The 26,048-nt window shown below is 73.2% G+C and carries 23 protein-coding genes and 2 pseudogenes; 11 read left to right on the top strand and 14 right to left on the bottom strand.

The window, feature by feature from the left end:
• The first annotated feature begins 65 nt into the window (after positions 1 to 65).
• The gene (locus SSP29_RS16655) at positions 66 to 713 is read left to right on the top strand and encodes a hypothetical protein (RefSeq protein ID WP_089101411.1); all 648 of its coding nucleotides are present in this window, start codon (positions 66 to 68) and stop codon (positions 711 to 713) included.
• 5 nt (positions 714 to 718) lie between these two features.
• Positions 719 to 1,198, top strand: coding sequence for a hypothetical protein (locus SSP29_RS16650; RefSeq protein ID WP_089101410.1), 480 nt, complete (start codon positions 719 to 721; stop codon positions 1,196 to 1,198).
• Position 1,199: 1 nt separating this feature from the next.
• Here SSP29_RS16650 and SSP29_RS16645 read toward each other — a convergent pair whose 3' ends face one another.
• A complete protein-coding gene (locus tag SSP29_RS16645) occupies positions 1,200 to 1,649 on the bottom strand; it encodes a DnaJ family domain-containing protein (protein ID WP_089101409.1) in 450 nt (149 codons plus the stop codon).
• Positions 1,650 to 1,740: 91 nt separating this feature from the next.
• On the opposite strand from SSP29_RS16645, the gene SSP29_RS16640 reads away from it, so the two are divergent.
• Positions 1,741 to 2,130: an FHA domain-containing protein gene (locus SSP29_RS16640; RefSeq protein ID WP_089101408.1), complete on the top strand. Its 390-nt coding sequence runs from the start codon at positions 1,741 to 1,743 to the stop codon at positions 2,128 to 2,130.
• A gap of 27 nt (positions 2,131 to 2,157) precedes the next feature.
• Here SSP29_RS16640 and SSP29_RS16635 read toward each other — a convergent pair whose 3' ends face one another.
• From SSP29_RS16635 to SSP29_RS16625, 3 genes and pseudogenes are all read right to left on the bottom strand, one after another.
• Positions 2,158 to 2,829: an O-methyltransferase gene (locus SSP29_RS16635; protein WP_089101407.1), complete on the bottom strand. Its 672-nt coding sequence runs from the start codon at positions 2,827 to 2,829 to the stop codon at positions 2,158 to 2,160.
• Positions 2,830 to 2,940: 111 nt separating this feature from the next.
• On the bottom strand, positions 2,941 to 4,101 hold the full coding sequence (locus SSP29_RS16630; RefSeq protein WP_174855966.1) for a DUF2330 domain-containing protein: 1,161 nt from the start codon (positions 4,099 to 4,101) through the stop codon (positions 2,941 to 2,943).
• 330 nt (positions 4,102 to 4,431) lie between these two features.
• Positions 4,432 to 5,791, bottom strand: a pseudogene (locus tag SSP29_RS16625) (MFS transporter); the annotation flags it as partial.
• Positions 5,792 to 6,198: 407 nt separating this feature from the next.
• On the opposite strand from SSP29_RS16625, the gene SSP29_RS16620 reads away from it, so the two are divergent.
• Positions 6,199 to 8,235, top strand: coding sequence for a bifunctional glycosyltransferase 87/phosphatase PAP2 family protein (locus tag SSP29_RS16620; protein WP_089101406.1), 2,037 nt, complete (start codon positions 6,199 to 6,201; stop codon positions 8,233 to 8,235).
• A gap of 71 nt (positions 8,236 to 8,306) precedes the next feature.
• On the opposite strand, the gene SSP29_RS16615 is transcribed toward SSP29_RS16620, so the two are convergent.
• The gene (locus SSP29_RS16615; RefSeq protein ID WP_089101405.1) at positions 8,307 to 9,476 is read right to left on the bottom strand and encodes a steroid 3-ketoacyl-CoA thiolase; all 1,170 of its coding nucleotides are present in this window, start codon (positions 9,474 to 9,476) and stop codon (positions 8,307 to 8,309) included.
• A 271-nt stretch (positions 9,477 to 9,747) separates the two neighbouring features.
• Here SSP29_RS16615 and SSP29_RS16610 point away from each other — a divergent pair, with 271 nt between their 5' ends.
• Positions 9,748 to 10,983 carry a cytochrome P450 gene (locus SSP29_RS16610; protein ID WP_089101404.1) on the top strand — a complete coding sequence of 412 codons (1,236 nt, stop codon included), beginning with the start codon at positions 9,748 to 9,750 and terminating at the stop codon, positions 10,981 to 10,983.
• 107 nt (positions 10,984 to 11,090) lie between these two features.
• Here SSP29_RS16610 and SSP29_RS16605 read toward each other — a convergent pair whose 3' ends face one another.
• From SSP29_RS16605 to SSP29_RS16575, 7 genes are all read right to left on the bottom strand, one after another.
• Positions 11,091 to 11,777: a YoaK family protein gene (locus SSP29_RS16605; protein WP_089101403.1), complete on the bottom strand. Its 687-nt coding sequence runs from the start codon at positions 11,775 to 11,777 to the stop codon at positions 11,091 to 11,093.
• 232 nt (positions 11,778 to 12,009) lie between these two features.
• Positions 12,010 to 12,423, bottom strand: coding sequence for an aggregation-promoting factor C-terminal-like domain-containing protein (locus SSP29_RS16600; protein WP_089101402.1), 414 nt, complete (start codon positions 12,421 to 12,423; stop codon positions 12,010 to 12,012).
• Positions 12,424 to 12,759: 336 nt separating this feature from the next.
• Positions 12,760 to 13,623, bottom strand: coding sequence for an ECF transporter S component (locus SSP29_RS16595; protein WP_089101401.1), 864 nt, complete (start codon positions 13,621 to 13,623; stop codon positions 12,760 to 12,762).
• A complete protein-coding gene (locus SSP29_RS55695; protein WP_089101400.1) occupies positions 13,620 to 15,290 on the bottom strand; it encodes an ABC transporter ATP-binding protein in 1,671 nt (556 codons plus the stop codon). The genes SSP29_RS16595 and SSP29_RS55695 overlap by 4 nt, the downstream gene beginning before the upstream one ends.
• Positions 15,287 to 16,528 (bottom strand): CbiQ family ECF transporter T component, encoded by a 1,242-nt coding sequence (locus SSP29_RS16585; protein ID WP_150134302.1) that lies wholly within the window; start codon positions 16,526 to 16,528, stop codon positions 15,287 to 15,289. Before SSP29_RS16585 ends, SSP29_RS55695 begins: the two co-directional genes overlap by 4 nt.
• A complete protein-coding gene (locus SSP29_RS16580) occupies positions 16,521 to 17,138 on the bottom strand; it encodes an SCO2322 family protein (RefSeq protein WP_089101398.1) in 618 nt (205 codons plus the stop codon). Before SSP29_RS16580 ends, SSP29_RS16585 begins: the two co-directional genes overlap by 8 nt.
• Positions 17,135 to 18,370 (bottom strand): SCO2321 family membrane protein, encoded by a 1,236-nt coding sequence (locus SSP29_RS16575; protein ID WP_089101397.1) that lies wholly within the window; start codon positions 18,368 to 18,370, stop codon positions 17,135 to 17,137. Before SSP29_RS16575 ends, SSP29_RS16580 begins: the two co-directional genes overlap by 4 nt.
• A gap of 331 nt (positions 18,371 to 18,701) precedes the next feature.
• Here SSP29_RS16575 and SSP29_RS16570 point away from each other — a divergent pair.
• Positions 18,702 to 18,938: pseudogene (locus SSP29_RS16570) on the top strand (phosphotransferase); the annotation flags it as partial.
• A 226-nt stretch (positions 18,939 to 19,164) separates the two neighbouring features.
• On the opposite strand, the gene SSP29_RS16565 reads toward SSP29_RS16570, so the two are convergent.
• The gene (locus SSP29_RS16565) at positions 19,165 to 20,196 is read right to left on the bottom strand and encodes an ATP-grasp domain-containing protein (RefSeq protein ID WP_089101396.1); all 1,032 of its coding nucleotides are present in this window, start codon (positions 20,194 to 20,196) and stop codon (positions 19,165 to 19,167) included.
• A gap of 257 nt (positions 20,197 to 20,453) precedes the next feature.
• On the opposite strand from SSP29_RS16565, the gene SSP29_RS16560 reads away from it, so the two are divergent.
• A complete protein-coding gene (locus SSP29_RS16560) occupies positions 20,454 to 21,035 on the top strand; it encodes a transcriptional regulator (RefSeq protein WP_089101395.1) in 582 nt (193 codons plus the stop codon).
• A gap of 177 nt (positions 21,036 to 21,212) precedes the next feature.
• Here SSP29_RS16560 and SSP29_RS16555 read toward each other — a convergent pair whose 3' ends face one another.
• Positions 21,213 to 22,280, bottom strand: a complete 1,068-nt coding sequence (locus tag SSP29_RS16555; RefSeq protein WP_089101394.1) for a Strvi_7410 family MBL fold metallo-hydrolase — start codon at positions 22,278 to 22,280, stop codon at positions 21,213 to 21,215.
• 396 nt (positions 22,281 to 22,676) lie between these two features.
• On the opposite strand from SSP29_RS16555, the gene SSP29_RS16550 reads away from it, so the two are divergent.
• From SSP29_RS16550 to SSP29_RS16530, 4 genes are all read left to right on the top strand, one after another.
• Positions 22,677 to 23,336, top strand: coding sequence for an MSMEG_1061 family FMN-dependent PPOX-type flavoprotein (locus tag SSP29_RS16550; RefSeq protein ID WP_089101393.1), 660 nt, complete (start codon positions 22,677 to 22,679; stop codon positions 23,334 to 23,336).
• 150 nt (positions 23,337 to 23,486) lie between these two features.
• On the top strand, positions 23,487 to 24,029 hold the full coding sequence (locus SSP29_RS16545) for a GNAT family N-acetyltransferase (protein WP_089101392.1): 543 nt from the start codon (positions 23,487 to 23,489) through the stop codon (positions 24,027 to 24,029).
• Between the two features lie 313 nt (positions 24,030 to 24,342).
• Positions 24,343 to 25,800, top strand: a complete 1,458-nt coding sequence (locus tag SSP29_RS16535) for an aldehyde dehydrogenase (protein WP_089101391.1) — start codon at positions 24,343 to 24,345, stop codon at positions 25,798 to 25,800.
• 9 nt (positions 25,801 to 25,809) lie between these two features.
• The gene (locus tag SSP29_RS16530; protein WP_089101390.1) at positions 25,810 to 26,043 is read left to right on the top strand and encodes a ferredoxin; all 234 of its coding nucleotides are present in this window, start codon (positions 25,810 to 25,812) and stop codon (positions 26,041 to 26,043) included.
• Positions 26,044 to 26,048 lie beyond the last annotated feature (5 nt).

Here is a 26,048-nt window from a genome sequence, read left to right as displayed (position 1 = left end):
GGTCCGCAGTGCGGGTCACCCGTAGGGGGAGACGGCCCGTCGGGCCGAGACACCGGAAGGCAACCATGTCCACAGGCTTGATCATCGCAATCGTGATCGTGGCCGCCGTGGTGGTAGTCGCGGCCGTACTGGCCGTGCGCTCCAAGGGCAGTGGCCCGCACGGTCTGAAGCGGCGCTTCGGGCCGGAGTACGAGCGGACGGTGGCCCAGCACGGCGGCGACACCAGGGCGGCCGAGCAGGAACTCGCCGAGCGGGTACAGCGCCACGGCGCACTGCACGAGCGTGATCTGGAACCGGCGGAACGCGAACGCTACGCGGCCCGCTGGACCACCGCACAGGAACACTTCGTCGACTCGCCCCGGGAGTCCGTGACCGAGATCGACCGGCTGCTCGCCGAACTGGCCGCCGACCGCGGCTTCCCGGCCGGTGCCGAGTACGAGGACCAGGTGGCCGCGCTCTCCGTGCACCACGCCGACCACGTCGACGGCTACCGCCGCGTGCACCGCGCCGCCGAGCCGCCCACGGCCGGGTCGCCGCGGAGCCGGGCCGGCACCGAGGAGATGCGGGCGGCCGTGATCGAGGCCCGCTTCCTCTTCGACGACCTGGTCACCCCGTCGTCCCGCGAGTCCGGCCGCCACCGCGCCGGTGTCGGTGCCGGCACCGGCGGCCGTCTGCCCTGGTCCGCCGACCAGAGCCGTCCGAAGGAGAGTTGACCGACATGACCGACGCCAGGACCGGACCGGACCGCCGTCCCATCGGCGGCGACGTGAATCCCGGCGGTACAGCGATGCCGGGACGTGACGAGAGGACCACCGACTGGGCCTCCGTGAGCGGGGGAACCCCGGGACAGGAGGAACCCGCACGCATGGACGACCGGGACTACCGGGACGGCCGGGAGACGGCCGCGGGCCGCGGTGAGCTGCTGATGCCACCTGAGGAGTGCGGACAGCTGGAACGGCGGCTGGCGCACGCGGTCACCGGGTTCGTCGACGAGCCGCGCACGGCCGTCGAGGAGGCCGACCGGGCCGTCGAGGAGATCAGCGCCCGCCTCACCGACGCCGTCGACCGGCGCCGCCGCACCCTGCGCGGCAGCTGGCAGTCCGCCGACGCGGACCGCCCCGGCAGCGCGGACACCGAGCAGCTCCGGCTGGCCCTGCGCGACTACCGCGAACTGGCGGACCGGCTGCTGCACATGTGAGTCACCCGCGTGCGTCCGGCCCCGGGTCCGCGTCCGGTTCCGTCCCGGCCGCCGCCCGGCGCTCCCGCCACTCGCGTACGACCTCGTCGACGTCGTACGGCTTCTTGCCCAGCGGGGGTCCGGGCGGCGGCTTGAACATCATGTCGCGGATCCGGACGTTGACTTCCTCGATGATCCTGCGGACGATCCGCTCCGAGGGCGCCGCGTAGGCGGCCGCCAGCGCGTCCTCGGCCTCCTTGCGCAGGGCGAGCGTCGGCGGCAGCATCGCCAGGCCCTCCCGGGCCAGCTTCCTTTTGATCCACCACATCTCGTCGTACGACGAGTCCAGGCCTGCGGGCAACGGCTCGCCCAGGCCAGGTAGTCGGTCGAACTCGCCGCGCCGCTGCGCGTCCCCGATCTGCTTGTCGACCCAGGACTCGAACGGTACCCCGGGTGGCTTTCGCTCGGTCATGACTCCATTGTGCCGGACGCGGCCCGGCCGGGCGTTTTATCATGCGCCGGAGATCCAACAAGGATTCAGGAACCGCGCAGGGGGAACGCACGTGCTCGAACTCACCATGGCCTCCGTGTCCGGAGAAGCGGGCGAGACGGCCGGAATGCTCATGGCCGACGCGCCCAGCGACCCGGGCGCCGTGCTGCGGGTGGGCCGCGACGCCTCCGTCTGCCGGCTCGCCACGCCCGACGACTGGCTGTTCGTCTCCCGGGTCCACCTGGAGTTCCTGTGCGGACCCGAGGGCGGCTGGCAGGTCACCTGGCTGCGCGGCTCCCAGCCCGAACCGTCCTCCGAGGTCCTGCTGAAGGTCGGGGAGTACGCCCAGGCCATCGCGTACGGCGGCACGGTCGCGCTGCCCCGGGGCGGCTCCGGCGAGATCGTCGTCCGGGACCGCACCGCCCCGCGCAGCGTCAACGTGGGCTTCTACCACGAGGGTTGAGCGACGCCTTTCCGGTGAGCCGGGGGGTCAGTCGAGGACCCTCGCCAGCGCGAAGCCGTCGTAGCCCTTGCTGCCGACCGTCTGGATCGCCGTGCCGCTCAGCCTCGGGTGGGCGGCGATCAGCTCGATCGCGGCACGGGTGCCGACCACGTCCGGCTCGGCACTCTCGGCGTCGACGACCCGGCCGCCGCGCACCACGTTGTCGACGACGATCAGGCTGCCGGTGCGGGTGAGCCGGAGCGCCCACTCCACGTAGTTGGGGTTGTTGGCCTTGTCGGCGTCGATGAAGACCAGGTCGAAGGGGGCCGGGTTCTCGTCGGCGAGATTGGGCAGCGACTCCAGGGCGGGGCCGACCCGCACCTCGACGACCTTCTCCAGGCCCGCGCGGGCGATGTTGCGGACCGCGACCTCGGCGTGCCGGGCGCTGTACTCCAGCGAGATCAGCCTGCCGTCGGCGGGCAGGGCGCGGGCCAGCCAGATGGTGCTGTAGCCGCCGAGGGTGCCGATCTCCAGGATGTTCCGGGCGTCCTGGATCTGGGCGAGGAGCTGGAGCAGTTTGCCCTGGTTGGCGGTGACGTTGGCGTGCGGGAGCTCGTTCGCCTCGCTCTCCCGCAGGGCCGACTGGAGCGCCTCGTCGTCCGGTGACAGGTGGCTGGTGAAGTAGAAGTCGACGTCGTCCCAGAGCTGAGAGCCGCTCATGTGTCCGCTGCCTTTCGCCTATTCAGATGACTGTCCGGTGACAGCTACCTGGATAGCACTACTGAGGCGGCGGGCGCGCCGGTGATCCACCGCCCCGGTGCCGGACGGAACTCAGCCGATCGGCGCAGGGGGCGTCGGCGGGTGCGTCGGCGGGGGCGGTGGCTGCACCGGCGGGGGCGGCGGGGACGGGCGGCGGGAGCGTCGTACGGCCGCCAGGGACGTGACCGCGACGAGCAGCAGCAGCGCGCCGCCGACCGTCACCAGCCAGGCCGGCATCCCGGCCACCTCGCGCAGCCGGTCCTCGTAGATCACCTGCTGGAACGGGGTGTCCGAGGACGCCCGTCGCAGCACGTGGTCGGCCGAGATCCGGGACGGGTACGGGAACTCCTGGCCGATCGCCGTCAGGTACGGGGTGCCGGCGGCCAGCTCGGCCAGCTCGCCGGTCGGGTGGCCGAGACGGCCGGCGTAGACGACCCGCGGGGGATCGCCGCCGATCGCCGAGCGCGGCTCCATGCGGTGCGCGGCGAGGACGTACAGGCCGAGCGACTGCGGGGTGGCCGCGAGCTTGGACAGCCGCATCGGGTAGACGGGGCTGTCGCTGGCGAAGGCGAGGTGGAGCGGGTCGAGGGCGCCGTGCAGTGCGGTGTCCGCGGTCTCGGGGGCGAGTCTGACCGCGACGTACTCCCAGTGGTCCGCGACGTAGGACTGGAGCGCGGTGTTCAGGCGGGGCGGGAAGGGGAAGCCGTGGCTGCGCAGCCAGCCGCTCAGGGCGCCGGAGTCGGTGGCGGTCAGCTGGGCCACGTCGAACGGGCCGAGCCGCTGGCGGTCGACCACGGCGACGCCGGGGGCGGTGGCGCCGGTGCCGGGCGGGCCGGTGGAGGTGTCGCCGCCGTTGGTGAGGGGCCAGTCGCCGTCCTCGGGCCAGAAGTGGTAGCGGGTGCGGTGCGCCGGGGCGGTGAGGGTGTGCAGCTGGTCGAAGAGGGCCGGGTCGGCGAGGGCGACGGTGGCGCGGTGCGGGACGGGCATGATCCAGGCGGCGGCGTCGGCGTCGCCGTCCACCGTCAGACGCATCACGATCTGTTCGCGGGTGCCGTCCCAGCGCAGTACGGATTCCTCGCGGCCGACGGTGACCTGCTGGGTGGCGCCGGGGACGAGGGCGCCGCAGGCGCAGGCGAAGGCGGGGGCGGCGAGCCAGCCGAGCTGGATGCCGGTGAGGATGAGGAGGACCGCGAGTAAACGTGTGCGTCGGCGAGGTCTCCGCTGGCCGATCATGAACCGATGCCCTCCGCCCGTGTGTGGATCACCGACTACAGACGGTATAGCGGAGGGCATGGTTCCTGGGCCCTGTTCCGGACAGCTACCGCCTGTCGACCGAGGGTACGGGCGGGGTGGGCGGTTGGTTCGATGCGTGCAGGTGGGTGAGGCAGGAGAGGGGGCTGACCGTTGTCGGTCGGCTGCGCGTGCGTGGGGGCTTGTCGCGCAGTTCCCCGCGCCCCTGTCGGGGCGCTCGCTCCTCGGCTGTCTGCGGGCTGGCGAGGGCTGGGCGCGCCCCCGCGGCGGAGCCGCACATTGATACAGCCCCGCGCCCCTTCAGGGGCGCTCCTACCGGGGCGCTTCCACAGAAGGCGCCGAGCCCGGAAGGGGCTGGCCCGCTGTCTCTGCCATGCGCCAGGCCGCGAAGCCGCCTGTCACGGCTGCGGTCATCATGTAGTACGCGGGCATCATCAGGTTTCCCGTCGCTCCGATCAGGGCCGTCACCGCCAGCGGGGTCGTGCCGCCGAACAGGGAGACCGAGATGTTGAAGCCGATCGACAGGGAGCCGTAGCGGACCCGGGTCGGGAAGAGGGCCGGGAGGGCGGCCGGCATCGCTGCCGTGAAGCAGACCAGGAGGAGGCCCAGGGCGCCCATGCCGAGGGCGACCGCGAGCAGGCTGCCCTGGCGGATCAGGAGGAGGGCGGGGACGGAGAGGCAGAGGAAGCCCGCGCAGCCCGCCGCGATCACCGGGCGGCGGCCGACCCGGTCGGTCAGGGCTCCGGCGAACGGCTGCACGATCATCATCAGCGTCATCACGCCGAGGACGACCAGCAGGCCGTGCGTCTCGTCGTACTTCAGCTCGCTGGTGAGATAGCTGGGCATGTACGACAGCAGCATGTAGTCCGTGACGTTGAAGACCAGGACCAGGGCCATGCAGAGGAGCAGGGCCCGCCACTGGCCCGTGATCATCTCGCGCAGGGGGACCTTCGGGCGGGCCTGTCCGGACTTCTCGGCCTCGGCCGCGAACGCCGGGGTCTCCTCCAGGCGCATCCGCAGGTAGAGGCCGATGATGCCCATCGGGCCCGCGATCAGGAACGGGATGCGCCAGCCCCAGGACGTCAGGTCGTCGGAGGAGAGCAGCGCCGTCATCAGGGTCACCAGGCCCGCGCCGCCGATGTAGCCCGCCAGCGTGCCGAACTCCAGCCAGCTGCCGAAGAAGCCGCGCTTCTTGTCCGGCGCGTACTCGGCGATGAACGTGGACGCGCCCGCGTACTCGCCGCCGGTGGAGAAGCCCTGCACCAGGCGGGCGGCGAGGAGGAGCAGCGGGGCGCCGACGCCGATCGTGGCGTAGGAGGGGATCAGGCCGATGGCGAAGGTGCCCGCCGCCATCATGATCATGGTGACGGCGAGGACCTTCTGGCGGCCTGGGGGTCCCCCCGCGCCCTTAAGGCGTGGGGGAGGTCGCCGAGGGGCCGAAGACCATGCCGCCGAGCGGGCGGACCAGGAAGGCCGCGGCGAAGGTGCCGAACGTGGACAGCAGCTGGGCGGTCGGGCTGCCGGACGGGAAGAAGACCTTGCCCAGGGTCACCGCGATGTAGCTGTAGACGCCGAAGTCGAACCACTCCATGGCGTTGCCGAGCGCGGCCGCCTTCACGGCGCGCTTCACCAGCGCGGGGTCGGTGACGGTGGGGGCGGGGCCGGGTGCGGTGGCCGTACGGGTGGACGGGGTGACGGCTGTGGCGGTCGCCAAAACGGGGCTCGCCTACCTTTCGTGGGGGACGGGGGCGCGGCCCGTACGGCGGCGGACGAGCCGAAAAGCGACGATAGGAGTACTTGGGGGCGTTACGTCGCGTACGCGCTTACGTGCACAGTGCAGCTAAACGCGGTGTGTGCAGGGATGTCTGCCCCCTCCCGCAGCGGTATGCGGGCCGCGCACTGTGATCCTTGTCGCCCTCCGTGGGCGCAACCCCACCCCTCGCGCACTGACGTCTTCCGGACAAAAGACGGGCGGACGTCAGGTGACGAGGGGGTTGCCTGCGTCTGTGTCCAGAGGTGGTGGGAGCCTCATAGGGTTCTCAGAACGATGCGCGGGACGGGGCGGGAGGCCGGCGAGGCGTGGCGAACGTGGAGCACGGAGGACGACCGGGGGAGGCTTTCGGCGGGGCGGAGGCCGGAGCACGATTCAGAATGGCCCGGCTCGGCCTGTGGGCGGTGGCCGCGATCCTTGCCGTACGGCAGGTGGCCGCCGTCCTCAGCACCCCGAGCGGGGAACGGCTGACGGACCTGGAGACCTGGGTCGGCCCGGACGGCGTGCTGCACGTCAAGGGCTCCCTGTACGACTCGACGCAGTTCACCGGCACCCCCTTCGGCGGGCTGGTGCTCAAGCCGCTCACCAGAGCCGCCGAGCAGGCCCTGGGCTGGGGCTGGACCTTCGGCACGCTGCTGCTGGTGGTCGCCCTCGGCCTGGTCGCCGCCCGCGCTCTGCCCCAGCCGGTGAGCCGCCGCACCTCGCTGCTGGCCGCGCCGGTCGCGATCAGCCTGCTGATGCTCTCGCTGCCGGTCCGCAACACCCTCTGGCTCGGCCAGACCAGCATCATCCCGGTCCTGCTCGTCCTGCTCGGCTGCTTCGCCGCCCGCGGGCAGCGCGACAGCGGGCTGTGCATCGGGCTGGCCGCCGCCCTCCAGCCGGCCCTGCTGCTGTTCGCGCCGCTGCTGTGGTTCACCGGCCGCCGCCGGGCCGCCCTCACCACCGGCGCGACCTTCGCCGCCTGCACGGTGCTGGCCTGGGCGGCGATGCCGCACGACTCGTACACCTACTGGGTCCACCACACGGCCGGCGTGGGCCTCGGCGGCGAGGCCGACGCGCTCGCCAACCAGTCGCTGCACGGTGCCCTGCTGCGGTTCGGACTGAGCGGCCCGCTGGAGATCGTCCTGTTCCTGGCGCTCGCCGCGGGCGTGGCCACCCTCGCGCTGCGCCGGGCGGTGCGCTACGCCCGGGACGGGCAACTGCTGCTGGCGGTCGCGATCACCGGCTGTGCGGTGGTGGCGGTGTCACCGGCCGCCTGGCAGCACCAGCTGCTGTGGGTGCTGCTTGCGGTGGTCGGCCGGGCCGGGCGGCGGGCGGCGGACCGGTCGGTGTGGCCGGTGGTGGTCGTCCTCGTGATGACGCTGCCCGCCAAGGCGATGCTGCCGAACCAGTCGCTCTTCGTGCCCGTGCGCGACAACGCGGTCCTGCTCGCCGCGCTGGCCGCGGCCACGGTCGTCCCCTTCCTGTCCCGCACCGCCCCGGAGTTCCTCCGCCCGGTCCCGACGGACTACGCGGAGCCGGTACCGGCCCGCTTCCGGCAGGTCCCGCTGACCGCGTCCCTGCGCCGGGTGCTGACCCGCCCCAACCTCTTCCTCGAACTGGTCGCGATGCGGCTGGTCTACTTCGTCTACCAGCAGATCAGGCTCGCCGCCGCCGGGGACGGGAACGGCACCTCCGGGCGGGCCCGCGCCGAGCGCCACGGGTACCGGATCCACGACATCGAGCGGTTCCTGCACATCGACATCGAGCACTGGGCCAACCACACCGTGTACGGCATCGGCTGGCTGCGGAGCTTCCTCGACTTCTACTACGAGTCCTTCCACTTCGTCGTCCCGCTGACCGTCCTCGCCGTCCTCTACGTCCGCCGCCCGGTCGACTACCGCTGGGCCCGCACCGCCCTCGGCTTCGCCACCGCGTTCGCCCTGATCGGCTTCTGGCTCTACCCGCTGGCCCCGCCCCGCCTGACGCCGGGCCTCGGCATCATCGACACCGTGCACGGCCCGCAGGACTTCGCCAAGCCGGACTACGGCACGCTCACCGAGCTGACCAACCAGTACGCGGCGATGCCCTCGCTGCACTTCGGCTGGGCGCTGTGGTGCGGGATCGTCATCGCCGTCGTCGCCCCCAAGTGGTGGCTGAAGGTCCTCGGCCTGATCCACCCCCTCTTCACGGTCTCGGCGATCATCGGCACCGGCAACCACTGGGTCCTGGACGCGGTGGGCGGTGCGGCGGTGGTCGGCGCGGGCTTCGGCGTCGGCTATCTGCTGCAGGGGCCGCGGGCCCTGCGGGCGGCGGGGGCCGACAAGGAAGACCGGGAGCCGGTGATGGCGTCGGCTCCCGGGTGACGCCTGTCGTTCGAGTTCGGCCGCGGCGCCGTCGTGGCTGGTCGCGCAGTTCCCCGCGCCCCTTTGGGGCGCTACAGCCGCTGGATGATCGTCCCGGTTGCCAGGGCGCCGCCTGCGCACATCGTGATGAGGGCGAACTCCTTGTCCGTGCGCTCCAGTTCGTGCAGGGCGGTGGTGATCAGGCGGGCGCCGGTGGCCCCGACCGGATGGCCGAGGACGATCGCGCCGCCGTTGACGTTGACCTTGTCCAGGTTCTGCTCGAAGACCCGGGCCCAGCTGAGCACCACGGACGCGAACGCCTCGTTGATCTCGACGAGGTCGATGTCCCTCAGGGTCATGCCGGCCTTGCCGAGCACGGCGCGGGTCGCGTCGATCGGGCCGTCGAGGTGGAAGTGCGGGTCGGCGCCGACCAGGGCCTGGGCGACGATCCGGGCGCGGGGGCGGAGCTTCAGGGCGCGGGCCATCCGCTTCGACGCCCACATGATGGCGGCCGCGCCGTCCGAGATCTGGGAGGAGTTGCCGGCCGTGTGGACGGCCGTCGGCATCACCGGCTTCAGGCCCGCCAGCGCCTCGGCCGACGTGTCCCGCAGCCCCTCGTCCCTGTCGACCAGGCGCCACATGCCCTGCCCCGCGTGCTGTTCCTCCTCCGTCGTCGGCACCTGGACGGCGAAGGTCTCGCGCTTGAAGCGCTCCTCGGCCCAGGCGTGCGCCGCCCGCTCCTGCGAGAGCAGCCCGAGCGCGTCGACGTCCTCCCTGGTCAGGCCGCGGTTGCGGGCGATGCGCTCGGCGGCCTCGAACTGGTTGGGGAGGTCCACGTTCCACTCGTCGGGGAACGGCTTGCCCGGCCCGTGCTTGGAGCCCGAGCCCAGCGGCACCCGCGACATCGCCTCGACCCCGCAGCTGATCCCGACGTCGATGACCCCGGCGGCGATCATGTTGGCGGTCATGTGCGAGGCCTGCTGCGAGGAGCCGCACTGGCAGTCGACGGTGGTGGCCGCGGTCTCGTACGGCAGCCCCATGGTGAGCCAGGCGGTGCGTGCGGGGTTCATGGACTGCTCGCCGGCGTGGGTCACCGTGCCGCCGACGATCTGCTCGACCGCGTCGGCGGGGATGCCGGTGCGGCCGAGGAGTTCACGGTAGGTCTCGCCCAGGAGGTAGGCGGGATGCAGGTTGGCGAGCGCGCCACCGCGCTTGCCGATGGGGGTGCGTACGGCTTCGACGATCACGGGTTCCGCGGCCATGGGGGCTCGGTCCTCTCCTCGGTCACCCGCGCGGCGCAGGGGCGTCCCGGCCCGGCCCGCCACGCAGAACTAGAACGCGTACTAGTTCTGCGTGCAGTTTGCTGACAGTCCGTCCACAACCGCAAGAGGGGTGCATGCAATTGGGGGGACCGCGCCTCTTGCGACTTGTAGAACCCGTTATTACCTTCACGGCAACCGCCATTTCTGATGGATCGTCAGAATGCGTCAGAGGCACATGTCCAGGCTCGTACACGGTGGGAGTGAGTCGCTCATGCCCTGTCCCGCGCTGCCCGACGGGTTCGACCTCACCGACCCCGACCTGCTCCATCACCGGGTGCCGCTCCCGGAGTTCGCCCAACTGCGCCAGGCGGAACCGGTCCGCTGGATCGAACAGCCGCACGGCATCGCGGGCTTCCAGGACGACGGCTACTGGGCCGTCACCCGGCACGCGGACGTCAAGTACGTCTCCACGCACCCGGAGATCTTCTCGTCCTGGGTCAACACCGCGATCATCCGCTTCGGCGAGCATATGCAGCGGGACGCGATCGACGCCCAGCGGCTGATCCTGCTGAACATGGACCCGCCCGAGCACACCCGGGTCCGCCAGATCATCCAGCGCGGCTTCACCCCGCGCTCCATCCGCGCCCTGGAGGAGCGGCTGCGCGCCCGCGCCGGGTCGATCGTCGACGCGGCCCGCGCCCACTCCGGCCCCTTCGACTTCGTCACCGAGGTCGCCTGCGAGCTCCCCCTCCAGGCGATCGCGGAACTGATCGGCATCCCGCAGGACGACCGGGCCAAGATCTTCGACTGGTCCAACAAGATGATCTCGTACGACGACCCGGAGTACGCGATCACCGAGGAGGTGGGCGCCGAGTCCGCCACCGAGCTGATCGCCTACGCGATGAACATGGCGGCCGACCGCAAGCAGTGCCCGGCCAAGGACATCGTCTCCACCCTGGTCGCCGCCGAGGACGAGGGCAACCTCAACTCCGACGAGTTCGGCTTCTTCGTGCTGATGCTCGCGGTGGCCGGCAACGAGACCACCCGCAACGCCATCACCCACGGCATGCACGCGTTCCTGACCCACCCCGACGCCTGGGACCTCTACAAGCGGGAGCGCCCGTCGACCGCGGCCGAGGAGATCGTCCGCTGGGCCACCCCGGTCAACTCCTTCCAGCGCACCGCCACCCAGGACACCGAACTGGGCGGCAAGCTGATCCGCAAGGGCGACCGGGTCGGCGTCTTCTACGCCTCCGCCAACCACGACCCCGAGGTCTTCGCCGACCCCGACGACTTCGACATCACCCGCGACCCCAACCCCCACCTCGGCTTCGGAGGCGGCGGCCCCCACTACTGCCTCGGCAAGTCCCTGGCCGTCCTCGAGATCGACCTGATCTTCAACGCGATCGCCGACGCGATGCCGGGCCTCCGGCTGGTCAGCGACCCGGACCGGCTCCGCTCGGCCTGGATCAACGGTGTGAAACACCTTCAGGTCACCACGTCGTAACCCCCTCCGGACGCGGGCCGACGGCTCCCGGCGCCGCCGGCCCGTCCCGAGGGAGGCAGGAGCACCCCCTCCCTACGCCCCGTTCCTGCCTCCCCCGAGACGCGATGTCACTCCCTGCCCGAGGCGATCATCGCCAGCACCCCGGACATGGCCGCCGCGACCAGCAGCGGCACCCCCGGGCTGTGGTCGCGGATCAGCCAGGCGCCCAGGATCGCGCCGGCGAACAGCGCGGCGACCGCGGCCGCCCGGCGCGGGGAGCGGCGGCTGGTGCCGTCGCCGAGGCGGGACTCGGAGACGAGTCCGGTCAGGGTGGTGGTGAGGACCGTGGTCGCCGTGAGGTCGGGCACGCCCAGCTTGCGGACGTTCGCGTTGCGCAGGCCCATCGCGAAGGCGGTCAGCGCGATCAGCACGTACCTGGTCGCCTGCGTGCCGGGGCCGGCGAAGGCCACCACGGCTGCCCCGGCCACCAGGACCGCCTCCGCGGCCAGCGTCACCCGCATCCACCGGCGCCGCGACCCGGCGCCGAAGCGGGCCGCGACCCGGCCGCCCACCGCCGCGCCCAGCATGAAGGCGGCCAGCGAGGCCGCCGAGTGGGGGACGGAGAAGCCGGGCGTTCCGGCGGCCGCGAAGCCGAGGAGCACCACGTTGCCGGTCATGTTGGCGGTGAAGACATGGCCGAGGCCCAGATAGCCGACGGCGTCGATCAGGCCGCTCACCAGCATCAGCGCCAGCAGAACGGCCACCAGCCGCACACCGCGGGACTCGGGGTCGCGGGGCGGGGTGGCCGTCGTCATCGTTCCTCCGGCGGGTTGGGCAGGCTCCCGGGCCCAGTGCACCACGGCCGGACGTACGTCGGCACCACGGCCGCACCTGCGTCGGTCGGCACCCTGTCCGGACATACGTCGGCACCCTCGCCCAGGAGGAGGGGGCGAGGGTGCCGGGGTTCAGGGGCGCGCGGCGCCGGGGATCAGCGGCGGCTGTGCGGCTCGGCCGCGATCGACCGCGGGCGCGCGCGGGTCGGCCGGCTCAGTACCAGCCGTTGGCCTGCCAGAAGCTCCAGGCGGCCGTCGGGCTGCCGTAGCGGGAGTTCATGTAGTCCAGGCCCCACTTGATCTGGGTGGCCGAGTTGGTCTTCCAGTCGGAGCCGGCGGACGCCATCTTCGAGCCGGGCAGGGCCTGGACCAGGCCGTAGGCGCCGGAGGACGAGTTGGTGGCGGAGGGGTTCCAGCCGCTCTCGTGCGAGACGATCTTGCTGAACGCGTTGAACTGCGCGGCGTCCGGAATCATCTTGTGCGCGATCGCCTGGGCGGAGGAGGCCGACGTGGTGGCGGCCTGGGCGGGCGCCGCGGTCAGGGCCATGCCGGCGGCGGCAGCGGCCACGGCGGCGGTGGTGAGGGCCTTCTTCGGGGAAGCGATGCGGCGGATGAAGGACACGGACACGGAGAACCTCGTTCGTCGGGGACAGGGAGTCGCCGTGCTCCGGAACCACCCGTGAGGGCCGTCCGTATGCGTCGGCGCCGCGGCCCGCTGTGGGCTCGTGGCGCCTGGCGACGTCGTCCAGACAAGCAGGCCGGAAAGCCGTCCGCAATCACCCCTTTTACTAGTGGTGGTCGCATAGGCGGCGATGGTCCGTTGTGTGGCGTGGCTCTCAAACCGCAGGTCAGCAGGGGTCGCGAAACGGACATAACGGAAGAGTCCGACTACTGTTCCGGATCGTAGGTGACGTGCGTCATGTGGGGTGCTTCACCGGTCTCGTCACCGGACGCGTACGAGGCCTCACGTGCCGGGGCCGTCGAATGTGACCGCGGTCTCGAAGGCGGCCCGCCGGGTGGCCCGGCGCAGCGCCCGCAGCAGCGCCGGACCGAGGACCAGGGTGAGGACGACCGTGCACAGGGCCCGCCCCAGGTTCCAGCCCATGGCGGTGGCCAGGCTGTAGGCGAGGAAACGGGCCAGGTTGGCGGCGGGCCCGGCGTGCGGGTCGAAGGCCAGGTTCGAGGCGTTGCCGGCCAGCAGCGGCCAGCCGGCCAGGTCGACGACCGTGCCGTAGGCGAACGCGGCCAGGAAGCCGTAGCCCGCCAGCAGCGCCAGCTCACCGCGGCCGCGCAGCCGCCCGGCGCCCGGCAGCAGACCGGCCCCCATCGTGAACCAGCCCATCGCCAGCATCTGGAACGGCAGCCACGGCCCCACCCCACCGGTGAGCAGCGCCGACGCGAACATGGTGAGCGAGCCCAGGGTGAACCCGAAGCCCGGCCCGAGCACCCGCCCGCTCAGCACCATCAGGAAGAACATCGGCTCGATCCCGGCGGTGCCGGCGCCGACCGGCCGCAGCGCCGCCCCCGTCGCGGCCAGCACGCCCAGCATGGCGACCGCCTTCGGACCGAGCCCCGACTCGGCGATCGTCGCCGCCAGCACGGCGACCAGCAGCACCAGCAGGCCCGCGAAGAGCCAGGGCGCGTCCTGGGCGTGCGAGGCGATCCGGGAGGAGGGCGGGGCGAGGAAGGGCCAGCCGACGGCGACCACCCCGACGGCACTGACGAGGAGCAGGGCGGCGAGGGAGCGGGGGCCGAGCCGCACGGGGCTGTCCGCTCGGGACCTCGCCCGGGGACGGGACCTCGCCCGGGGCGGGGCCGTGCCGGTCATGCCAGCGCCTCGCGGACCTGGGCCACGGTGAGCCACCGCTCGGGCGCGAGGATCTTCGTCACCTGCGGGGCGAAGGACGGCGAGGAGACGACGATGTCGTCGGTCGGCCCGTCCGCGATGACCTCCCCCTCCGCGAGCAGCACCACCCGGTGCGCGAGCTCCGCGGCCAGCTCCACGTCGTGCGTGGCCAGCACGATCGCGTGCCCGTCGGCGGCGAGCCCGCGCAACACGCCCACCAGCCGGGCCTTCGCCGCGTAGTCCAGGCCCCGGGTCGGCTCGTCGAGCAGGAGCAGCGGCGGCCGGGCGGTGAGGACGACGGCGAGCGCGAGGGCGAGCCGCTGCCCCTCGGACAGATCACGGGGGTGCGTGCCGTCCGCGACCCCGGGAAGCAGACCGGACACGAGCCCGCGGCAGGTCCCGGGCGCCGCCCCCGCGTCCCGGTCGGCGGCCGCGCACTCGGCGCCGACCGTGTCGGCGTACAGCAGGTCACGGGGTTCCTGCGGGACCAGTCCGACGAGGCGTACGAGATCGCGCGGGCGGGTGCGGTGCGGGACCGCGCCGCCGACCCGCACCGTGCCGGAGCCCGGCTCGACGAGCCCGACCAGGGCGCCCAGCAGCGTGGACTTCCCGGCGCCGTTGCGCCCCATGAGCGCGACGGTCTCCCCGGGGGCGACGGTGAGATCGACGCCGCACAGCGCGTCGACCCGGCCCCGGCGGACGGCGAGGGAGCGGACCTCGGCGAGCGGGGCCGCGTGGCCGACCGCGTGGCCGACCGCGTGGCCGGCTGGGTGGCCGGCTGCGTGGCCGACCGCGTGGTCGGCTGTGGACCGCTGCTCCGGGACCCGCCCGGCGAGACGCTCCCGCAGCCCGGCCGCCGTCGCCCGCCGCCGGGCGTCCCGCACGGTCATCGGCAGCGGCGACCACCCGGCCAGCCGCCCCAGCTCCACCACCGGCGGACACACCGGCGACACGGCCATCACCTCGGCGGGCGTCCCGCACACCGGCGCGGCCCCGTCCCCCGGCAGCAGCACGACCCGGTCGGCGTACTGCACGACCCGCTCCAGCCGGTGCTCGGCCAGCAGAACCGTCGTCCCCAGGTCGTGCACCAGCCGCTGGAGGACGGCCAGCACCTCCTCGGCGGCGGCCGGGTCGAGCGCGGAGGTCGGCTCGTCCAGCACCAGGACCGCGGGATGCGGGGTGAGCACCGACCCGATCGCGACCCGCTGCCGCTGCCCGCCCGAGAGCGTGGCGATCGCCCGGTCCCGCAGCTCGGCGAGCCCCAGCAGGTCGAGGGTCTCCTCCACCCGCCGCCGCATAACGGCCGGGGCGATCCCCAGCGACTCCATCCCGTAGGCGAGTTCGTCCTCCACCGTGTCGGTCACGAAGTGGGCGAGCGGATCCTGGCCCACCGTGCCGACGACGTCGGCGAGTTCGCGCGGCCGGTGGGTACGGGTGTCCCGGCCGGCGACGGTCACCCGGCCGCGCAGGGTGCCGCCGGTGAAGTGCGGCACGAGCCCGCTCACGGAGTTCAGAACCGTCGACTTCCCGGTGCCGGACGGGCCGACCAGGAGGACGAGTTCACCCTCGGGCACCTCGAAGTCGACGCCCCGGACGGCGGGTCGGGCAGCGCCCTCGTACGTCACGGAGACGTCCTCGAAGCGGATCACGACGGCTCCTTCGGCACGACGAGGGCGGGCAGCAGGCCGAGCAGCACGGCGGCCGCGGGCCACAGCGGAAGCGTGGGGGCGACCAGCGGTACGACCCCGGGATGCAGGGCGTCCGGGGCACGGACGGACGCCAGGGTGAGCAGGGCGGCGACGGCGGCGCCCGCCCCGGACACCAGCCAGGCCCGGGCGTCCCACGGGTCCGGCCGGTACCGGGTGCGCGGCGAACGTCGGCCGCCGAGCCGCAGCCCCGCCAGCGCGGCGGCCGCCCCGGCGAGCAGCACGGGCAGCCCGTAGCCGCCGCCCTCGGTGGTGAGCAGCCCGTACAGCCCCGCGCAGATGCCGAGCAGGCCGCCGAGGGTGAGCGCGGCCGTCGTACGGCGGACCCGGTCCGGGACGTCGGCGCTGCGGCCGTACCCGCGCGCGTCCATCGCGGCGGCGAGGGCGACCGAACGCTCCAACGCGCCCTCCAGGACCGGGAGTCCGACCTGGAGCAGGCCGCGGATGCCGGAGTCGGGGCGGCCGCGCAGCCGCCGGGCGGCCCGCAGCCGCTGCACGTCGGCGACCAGATGCGGCGCGAAGGTGAGGGCGACGACCACGGCCACGCCCAGCTCGTACAGGGCGCCGGGCAGGGACTTGAGCAGCCGGGCCGGACTGGCGAGCGCGTTCGCGGCGCCGACGCAGACGAGGAGGGTGGCGATCCTGAGGCCGTCGTACAGGGCGAACACGAGCGCCTCGGCGGTGACCCGGCCACCGAGCCGGATGCCCTGGGCCCAGTGCGGGAGCGGCACTTCGGGGAGGGCGAACAGGGTGTGCGCGCCGGGGACGGGGGAGCCGAGGACGACGGTGAAGGCGAGGCGGACGAGGAGGACGGCGAGGGCGAGCCTGGCGAAGGCGGCGTAGGAACGGGACCAGGGGGCGGACCGGGTCCGGCAGACGGCCACGACGTATGCGGTGACCGTGACGAGGAGGGCGAGGAGGAGGGGGTTGGTGGTACGGGACGCGGCGACACCGAGGGAGAGCGACCAGAGCCACCAGGCGCCGGGGTGCACGGGGGGTTTCACTCGCCCGCGCTTGCGGGGTGCCGCCGCGCCCACCCTCCCCCACTCTCGGCTTCGCTCGAGCGGGGGGACCCCCATCGCCCCAGCGGCACGACTGCCCGCAGCTGGGACGTGCCCCTTTAGGGGCGCGGGGAACTGCGCGACCAGCCCCCACCGTCCCGCACTGTGACGCTCACGCATTCTTCCGCCGCCGTGCCTGCCAGAGGGCACCCGCAGCCACCACCACGACCACCCCCACGCCGGCCGCCAGGCCAAGCGACGGCCCGCTGCCCGACGTACCTCCCGCGGCCACCTTCTCTCCGCACCCCCGCGACGGATACCCCCCGATCGCACACAACAACGCGTTCGTGTCGTACCGCAGCGGCTTCGCCACCGCCGCCAGTGCCTCCGCCGCCGTCGCGTCCTCGGACACCACCGCGCAGGCCGTCCGCCGCGCAGGCGGCCGCTCTCCCGAGGGCGCGTCCGCCGTCGTACCGAAGTCGACGACCAGCCCCACCCGCTTGCGGCCCCCGACAGCCGCCGTACCGGCGCAGATCGTCCCGAAGTCCGCCGTGCCGCGCGGCCGCGACGCGTCCGCCGAGTCCTCGCTCACCGCGAAGCGGAAACCCTCGACCGAACCGTCCGCGGGCCGCGCGGTGGCGGGGCCCTGCGTGGCGTACGTCCAGCGTGCGCCGTCCCGCTCCCAGAAGGACCAGTACCGGTAACCGGTGGCCGCCGCCGGCCCGGCGGCCGCCGCGCACAGCGTCAGCGCGGCCAGGAGCAGCAGCGCCGCACGGCGGACCGCGGTCACAGCTGCTGCTGCTTCCGGCGGCCGCTGAGCAGGAAGCCGATGCCGATACCGGCGACGAGACCGGTGCCGACGATCCACCACACGCTGCTGCCCGACTTCTTCTCCTCGGTGTGCTTCGCGGCGGCCGCCCGCGGGGCCGGGCCCGTCGCGTTCAGCGCCGTCACCAGGTTCGTCCCGCCGAAGTCGCGCGGGTCCGCGCCCATCGCGTGCGCGGCGAGGATCAGCTCGGCGTAGGCCGCGGGCCCGCTCTGCTGCGCCCACGGCACGGCGTGCGCCTCCAGCCAGGCGTACGGCTTCCTCGCCGGCTTCGTCCAGCCCTGCGCGGCCATGGCGACGACCGCGTCGGCGGTGTTGCCGTAGTCCGGCTGGGGCTTGGCACCGGGCAGCGTGGAGACGAGGTGGCCGGTCGCGGACATGGCGTCCCCCAGGTACGCGGCGCCGTTGCGGGCCACCTCCTCCCGGGTGAGGGCCTTGTCGGAGCCGGAGCCGGAGCCGGAGCCGGAGTCGGCACAGGCGTAGCCCTCCGCCGGGGCCTTCCCGGCCGTCGTCACGAACCCCTTGCCGAGGGCCCCGAGCACCCCGGCCGCGGTTGCGTCCGCGTTGGCGGCCAGCTTCCCCTGCTTGTCCGGCTGGTAGGCGAGGGCGCCGCCACCGTCCTCGGCGCAGGGGATGGACCACTTGGCGAGCAGGTCGTACGGCGACCTGTCCGCGCTCGCGCCGGCCGCCGCGAGCGCGCCGACGACCACGCCGGTGGAGTTGGTGTCGCTGGGCGAGCCCGGGGTGTAGCCCCAGCCGCCGTCCTTGTTCTGCTGCGACTTCAGCCAGGTCACGGCCTTGTCCGCGGCGGAGTCGTGCCCGCCGGCAGTCTTCAGCGCCTGTACGGCGGCCGCCGTGCTGTTCGTATCGACCGCCGCCTTGGCATCACAGGCTGCCGTCGGCTCGGCGCGGAACGCGGCGAACGAGCCGTTCGCGCACTGCTGCCCGGCCAGCCAGTCCACCGCCTTCGCGGCCGGGGTCACCCCCACCGCGCGCTGGGCCAGCAGGGCGAGGGACTGGCGCCAGACGCCGTCGAACTTGGGGTCCGAACTGCCGTACAGCCCCGACGGGAGGACCGCCGACGCGGACGGCGAAGGGGAAGGGTCGCCGGCGGCGAGCGCGGTCGTCGCGGGCGTGGCGGTACCGATGACGGCGGTGGCGGCCAGCACTCCGGCGGTGTGGCGGAGGACGGTCATGGTCGGCGGGTGCCTCTCCCTGCGGGGAGCCGGGCAGCACGGGACACCCCGGCGGCTCGGCTCCGTAAACCTCGACGGTGCCGTGCGACGGCGGGCGCCGGCGCACCTGAGCCGATCAACGTCCCGGGCGCGGCGGTCCGGCTTGCCACAGGCGTGTGGCTCACGGATAGGGGTCTCCCCGGTTCGAGCGAAGCCGAGAACTGGGGAAGGGTCAGCGCCGGAATTGCACCGGCTTCCCCCCGTACGGGTGATGACGACCCGGCTACCTTACCGGCCGCCGACGGGAAGCTGAGAGGGGGCTGTGCGGGGACCGTTTCGTTAGGGTCACGTCATGACGGGGAGACTGCTCGGCTCGGGGCGTTCGGCCGACGTGTACGAGATCGACGAGGCGTGGGTGCTGCGCCGGGACCGGGACGGCTGGGGGGACGCGGCCGCCGAGGGTGCGGTGATGGCGTACGTACGGGAGCACGGGTACCCGGCGCCCCGGGCGCGGCCCTCCGGGTCCCGTACCGAACTGGTCATGGAGCGGCTGTCCGGGCCGACCATGCCGGCGGCGCTGCTGGCGGGGGAGAATGAGCCGGGAGGAAGTCGAAGTGCTGGGTGAGGCAGGCGAGTTGATACGGGCGATCGCGTTCTGGGGCGGCCCGCATGCCTCGTTCAGGTCGTCCTGACGGCAGCGCCCCTTTAGGGGCACGGGGCCGTATCCGGTATGCGGCTGCCGCCGTGTGGGCGCGACCAGCCACGACGGCGCCGCAGCCGACCGACGGCATGTCGCGGCACTTCCAGCGGAGCGCTCACGCCGCGTTCGCGAGCGGGGCGATGCCCGCGGACAGGTGGCGGGCCATCCGGCGCAGCGCGTCGTCGCAGTGGTCCGGGGTCTCGCCGACCGCCACCCAGAGCGCCAGCCGGTCGGCGGCGGTGGCGTGCGGACCGGCGGTGACGTGGTCGCCGGCGTGCCCGGTGAGGAGCATGCGGTCCGCGCCGGGCTCGTGGGCGGCGTCGGGGGAGAGGTCCAGGTGGTCGAGGCGGCCGGTGGCGGCCGGGTACGCGAACTGGATCGCGGCCGCCCGCTGCCGGGAGGGCGTCGTGTCGGGCACCTCGCCGGTGGCGAGGGCGGCCGCGGCCTGGGCGAGGTCGACGCCGGTGGCCCGCTTGACGAGGAGCGGGATCAGGTCGCCCGGGAGATGCGGGGCGACGTCGGTGACCCGGGGGCCGCGGTCGGTGAGGGTGAGGCCGATGTGCAGGACGCCCCGGCGCACGCCGAGGGCGTGCACGGTGCGGTCGACGGCCAGCCGCAGGAAACGGTTGTGCAGCAGGCCGTCATGGGCGTGCACGGTGTGCCGGAGCGGCTGCCGGGCGGGCGCCGGGCCCAGGGTCGTACGGGTGATGGCGGCGATGCGGATCTCGCCGTCGAGGACGACCGTCTCGGCCGAGACGCGGGGCGTGCCGGGGGCGTCGACGGGGACCGCGTGGCCGGCCAGCAGCGTGCGCAGCGCGGGCTGGTCGGTACACGCGGCGGCCGTGGCGAGGGAGGGGCCGGGCAGCCCCAACTGCCCGGCGATCGTGGCGGCGGTGACCGCGTACTCGCCCGTGTGGGTCAGCACGCCGCGGACCCGGTGCCTGGCCGCGAACCGCACCACCGCCGATGCCGTCGCGCCGCCCTTGCCGGGGTCCGCCGCGAGGTGGCCGGCCAGGCACTGCTGTGCCCAGGCCGGCGGTGCGGCGTCCACCAGCAGCACCGGGCGGACCGCGGCGACACGCGTCAGCACGAACTCGTCGTACGCGCGCCGGCGGCCGGCACCGAGGAGCAGGACGGGCTGCGGCATCGGTTCGCCTCACCTTCTGGGGAGGAGGCGGGGCGGCTGGTCGCCCCGGATGCCGCTCCCCCAAAGGCGGCACCCGGGGCGGGTCGGTTCGACCGTGGCCTGGTGACGTGATCCTTTCCTGCCGGTCCGTCACATGTCAACAATTGCTGCCCACTTGCGCAGTGGTCCTTGTCATGTCTGGTGGCCGGGACCGGTGATTCGATAGCCTCGCGTCTGCTCGGCCGACCGACCAACCACGCGTGTCCAGGGGGACCTTGGTGAGTGACGCCCATGCCCCGCTGACCGGCGTACTGGAACGGCTCGGGGAGCTGACCGGACGCCCCGGACGGCTGCCCGAGGTGCTGGACGTGGCCGACCTGTCGTATCGCACCGGGATCCCGGTCGGGGTGGTCGCCGAACTCCTCGCGGGCGGGGCCGCGCCCGAGGCGGGGCTCGCCGAACGGGTGCGGCAGCGGCTGGACTTCATCCGGGAGAACCGGCGCCGCCCGGACGGCAAGCGGTACTCGCTGGGCGAGCTCGCGGCGATCGCCGGCACCAGCAGGCAGTGGCTGAGCGAGTGGCGCAAGAGCGGGCTGCCGAGCCTCGAACACACCGACCGGCTGCGGCGGTTCTTCGGTCTGCCGGCCGGTTTCTTCACCGCCGACGAGCCGGAGGCGCTGTACGAGGCGCTCCAGCCGGTGCTCCAGGGTCTGGAGGCCCAGGCCGACCCGCTCTCCCGGCTCCGCGAGAGCGGCCTGGTCCGCCTGGCGGCCCGCGCCCCGCAGATGAACCCCCGCCAGCTGGCCACCCTCGCCGACCTGGCGGAGATGCTCATCACCGCCGAGGGCGCCGTCAACTGAGCCTCGGGCAAGCCGGGTTGCGCGGGGCACGGCCTCAGCCGCCCGCGGTGGGAGTCGGCTCGCCGAACGGCAGCACGGCTGTCCAGCGGCCGGGGGCGGCGGTCGCCGAACGATTTACACCGCCACGTAGACGATTTACACCGCCACGTAGACGATTTGCACCGCCACGTAGACGGTTTACACCGCCACGTACGTGACCGGCTCGCTCCCCGCCACCGCCTCCGCGCGCCCCAGCTTCACCAGGCGCCGCAGGTGGGCCTCGGCCTCCGAGACGGCGATGTTCCTCGATCCGTACGGAATCTGCTCCCAGGGCCGGTTCCACTCCATCCGCACGGCCAACTGCCAGGGGGTGAGGGGCTGTTGGAGGAGGGAGAGCAGGCCGGAGAGGCGTTCCTCGTGGTGGGCCAGCAGTTCCCGTACCCGTCCCGGTGCGTCGGTGAAGGTGTGCTGGTGGGCCGGGAGGACCTCGGCCGGGGCGAGCCGGCCGACGCGTTCCAGGGAGTCGAGGTAGTCGCCGAGGGGGTCGGTGACGGTCGCGTCGTCGGGGTCCTCGTAGAGGCCGATGTGCGGGGTGATCTCGGGGAGCAGGTGGTCGCCGGAGAACAGGCGCCCGCGGCCCGGAAGCCGGGCGGGATGCTCCTCCTCCAGGTGCAGGCAGACGTGGCCGGGGGTGTGCCCCGGCGTCCAGAGGGCACGCAGCCGGCGGCCGGGCAGGTCGAGGAGTTCGCCGGGGAGGATCTCGCGGTCGGGGAGGGCGGGGGCCAGGCCGGGCGGGGTGCTCCGGCGGGGTCCGCCGCGCAACGGCGCCACGTGCTCGTCCGGCGCCCCGGCGGCCGTCAGCTTCGCCGCCATGTACGTGAACCACCGCTCCGGCCGGGTCTCCCGGGCCCGCCGCACGATCGCCGCGTCGGCCGCGTGCATCGCGACCCAGGCCCCGGACGCCTCGCGCACCCGCTCCGACAGCCCGTGATGGTCGGGATGGTGATGTGTGATGACGACCCCGTGCACCTCGCCGACGCCCGTGCCGCACGCCTCCAGCCCCGCCGCCAGGACGTCCCACGACCCGGGATCGTCCCACCCGGTGTCGACCAGCACCGGCCCGCGGTCGGTGTCCATCACGTACACCAGCGTGTAGCCGAGCGGATTGTCCGGAATGGGCACGGCAACGGACCGCACGCCCCCGCCGAGATCCCGTACCGCCACCTCCGGCCGTGCCCCCGCCGGCTCGCTCAGACTGTCCGTCATCAGCCTTCCTCCGCCCCCGCCCGGTCCCGCCGGCCCCACGGCCATTGCTCACTATAACGAGAACTGATGACACGTCAGACAGGCGGCGGACAAGTTCCCTTGACGACGCCCTGACCTGCGTCCGGGCGTCATCCGCGGCGGGGCACGGTCCGCGTCCGGTTTCCAGGGCGCGCCCGATGCGGAGTCGCACCACGGGGCGGCCGCCGACCGCGGGCGGGCCCGCCGGGGCGCCCCGGGGAGACCTCCGCCGTCCGGCTCTCACCCCCCGCCGTCGGGGGAGACATCGGGCCTGCCGCCCCCGAGACCTCCACGCACCGGACGATCCGCGCGGGTGTCTCCATGTCCCCGCGCTCACCGCCCGGGATCGGCCGCAGGTCGGCCCCATAGGGTCGGGGCATGACGCCATCCCTTGCCGGCAGTGCCTTCGACTCGCTCCGCCTCGACGCCGTGCCCGATCAGGAGGCGTTGCGCCGGGCCTACGAACTGCCCGGCGCCGCGGCCGTACGCAAGCAGATGACCGAACTCACCGAGCAGACACGGCGGTTGATCGGCTGCTCGTCGCTGGTCCTGGTCGCCAGCGCGGACGCCGAGGGCAACTGCGACGTCTCCCCGCGCGGCGGCCCCGCCGGGTTCGTCGCCGTCCTGGACGCGCGGACGGTGGCGATACCGGACGCGACCGGCAACAAGCGTCTGGACACCCTGCAGAACGTCGTCGCCACCGGACGGGCCGGGCTGCTGTTCGTCATCCCGGGGCGCACCACGACGCTCAGGGTGAACGGCCGGGCCTGCGTCTCCACCCGCCCGGAGCTGCTGTCGCAGCTGACCGCCGTGGGCAAGCCGCCGGCCAGTGCGCTGGTGGTGGGGATCGAGGAGGTCTACCCGCACTGCCCCAAGTCGCTCCTGCGCAGCGGGGCCTGGAAGCCGGAGCAGTGGCTGCCGGCGGACGCCCAGCCGACCTCGGCCGAGGTGACACTGGCCCAGCTGCGGATGCCGGAGCTGACGATCGCCGACATCGAGCAGACGGAGGCGGACTCGCTGAAGTACCGGTACGAGTAACGGACCGACCGGCGACCGGCGACCGGCGACCTGCGACCGGCGACCGGCGATCGCCGAATCACCGGCCCGCCGACTCCCCGGACCGGCACGCCCCACGGGCGCCCGCATATTGGTTTGCCGCGCGCCGGTGCGGCCGGATAGGAAGCTCGCATGCTTACAGGCAGCACGGTCGGGCTCAGGGCCCGGCACGAGGAGGACATCCCGGTCCTGCGGGCCGAGCTCTACAACGACGTGGTCCACTCCTCGCGGGCCGACAGCAGGCCGTGGCGTCCGGTCGCGCCCGGCTCGAAGGACCCGCGGCTCACGGTGGACGACAAGGACGAGGGGAGCGTCAAGTTCTCCGTGGTGGAGCTGGCGGGCGGCACGCTGGTCGGCTCCGCCGTGCTGTGGGGCATCGACACCCACAACCGCGGCGCGCACCTCGGGCTGGGGCTGCTGCCGGCCTCCCGCGGCAAGGGCTACGGCACCGACGTGGTCGCGGTGCTGTGCCACTACGGGTTCGTCGTGCGCGGCCTGCAGCGGCTGCAGATCGAGACGCTGTCGGACAACACCGCGATGCTGCGCGCCGCCGAGCGCAACGGCTTCGTCCGCGAAGGCGTACTCCGCTCCTCGGCCTGGGTGATGGGCGAGTTCCTGGACGAGGTACTGCTCGGTCTCCTCGCCCGGGAGTGGCGCCCGGACTCGAAGGCCTAGGGCCTGTCTGAACAATTCCCGTCGTCGCCCGGAGGGCGGCCTCGCGGCGTCAGGTGCGTGTTTTCGGCGTGCCGGGCGTAGGCCCTCGTACTGGACGTACTTGGGTCTGCGCCCGGTGCGGCGAGAGTGCGTGCATGGCGTCGCGAGGCAGACGGGCATTGTCAGACAGGCCCTAGGCCCGGAGGGTGTCGGGGGCGCCCCTTCGGCATCGGCAAAACCGCTGGTGGGAGCCTATTCGCTCCCACCCCTGGCTTAGTTGAACTAGAACTGGTATCAGTTCTGAGACATCGTCAGGGAAGGGTGGCGGGGCGCCATGACCGAGTTCCTGGAACACGGACAGCTGTTCATCGGCGGGGAGTTGACCGACCCCCTGGGCAAGGACGTCATCGAGGTGGTCTCTCCGCATACCGAGGAGGTCTTCGGGCGGGTGCCGCATGCCTCGCGGGAGGACGTCGACCGGGCGGTGGCGGTGGCGCGGCGGGCCTTCGACGAGGGGCCCTGGCCGCGGATGACGCTCGACGAGCGGATCGAGGTCGTCACCCGCATCAAGGACGCGATCCTCGTACGGCATGAGGAGATCGCCCGGGTGATCTCCTCCGAGAACGGTTCGCCGTACTCCTGGAGCGTCCTCGCGCAGGCGCTCGGCGCGATGATGGTGTGGGACGCGGCGATCAGGGTCGCGGGCGACTTCACGTACGAGGAGACGCGCGACGGGGTGCTCGGGAAGATCCTGGTGCGGCGGGAGCCGGTCGGGGTGGTGGCGGCCGTGGTGCCGTGGAACGTGCCCCAGTTCGTGGCGGCCGCCAAGCTGGCCCCGGCGCTGCTCACCGGCTGCACGGTGGTGCTCAAGCCGTCCCCGGAGTCGCCGCTCGACGCGTACATCCTCGGCGAGATCACCAAGGAGGCCGGACTGCCGGACGGAGTGCTCTCCATCCTTCCGGCGGACCGCGAGGTCAGTGAGTACCTGGTGTCCCACCCGGGCGTCGACAAGGTCTCCTTCACCGGATCGGTCGCGGCCGGCAAGCGCGTGATGGAGGTCGCCGCGAAGAACCTCACCCGGGTGACCCTGGAACTCGGCGGCAAGTCGGCGGCCGTCGTACTGCCGGACGCGGACGTGGCCACCGCCGTCGCTGGCATCGTCCCGGCGGCCTGGATGAACAACGGCCAGGCGTGCGTCGCCCAGACCCGCATCCTCGTCCCGCGCTCGCGCTACGACGAGTTCGCCGACGCCTTCGCGGCCGCGGCGGGCGCCCTGAAGGTCGGCGATCCGCTGGACCCGGCCACCCAGGTGGGCCCGCTGGTCGCGCGCCGCCAGCAGCAGCGGAACCTGGACTACATCCGGATCGGCCAGGAGGAGGGGGCCAAGATCCTCACCGGCGGCGGACGGCCGCCGGGTCTGGAGAAGGGCTGGTACGTCGAGCCCACCCTCTTCGGCGACGTCGACAACTCCATGCGGATCGCCCGCGAGGAGATCTTCGGCCCGGTGATCTGCCTGCTCCCCTACGGCGACGAGTCCGAGGCCCTGAAGATCGCGAACGACTCCGACTACGGGCTGAGCGGAAGCGTCTGGACGGCGGACGTGGCGCACGGCATCGAGGTCGCGCGGCAGGTCCGTACCGGGACCTACTCCGTGAACACCTTCAGCCTCGACATGCTGGGCCCCTTCGGCGGCTACAAGAACTCCGGTCTCGGGCGGGAGTTCGGCCCGGAGGGGTACGGCGAGTTCCTGGAACACAAAATGATCCACCTGCCGGCCGGCTGGGAGGGGTGAGAGGCCGCCATGGGTGACCGCTGGCACGTCGAGGTCGACCGTTCGATCTGCATCGGCTCGGCCCAGTGCGTCCACCGGGCCACCGGCTCCTTCCGCCTGGACTCCGCCATGCAGTCCCACCCCGTGGACCCGGAGACGGACGCCAACGGCAAGGTTCTCGACGCGGCGGAGAACTGCCCGGTGGAGGCGATCACGATCACCCTGCTGGGCAGCGGGGAGCCGGTGTTCCCGCCGGAGGACTGACCGGA

Origin of the sequence: Streptomyces hyaluromycini (assembly GCF_002217755.1) — a bacterium.
Taxonomy (GTDB): Bacteria; Actinomycetota; Actinomycetes; order Streptomycetales; family Streptomycetaceae; genus Streptomyces; species Streptomyces hyaluromycini.
The sequence above is the reverse complement of the archived record's forward strand: the minus strand, read 5'-3'. Positions and strand labels throughout refer to the sequence as shown.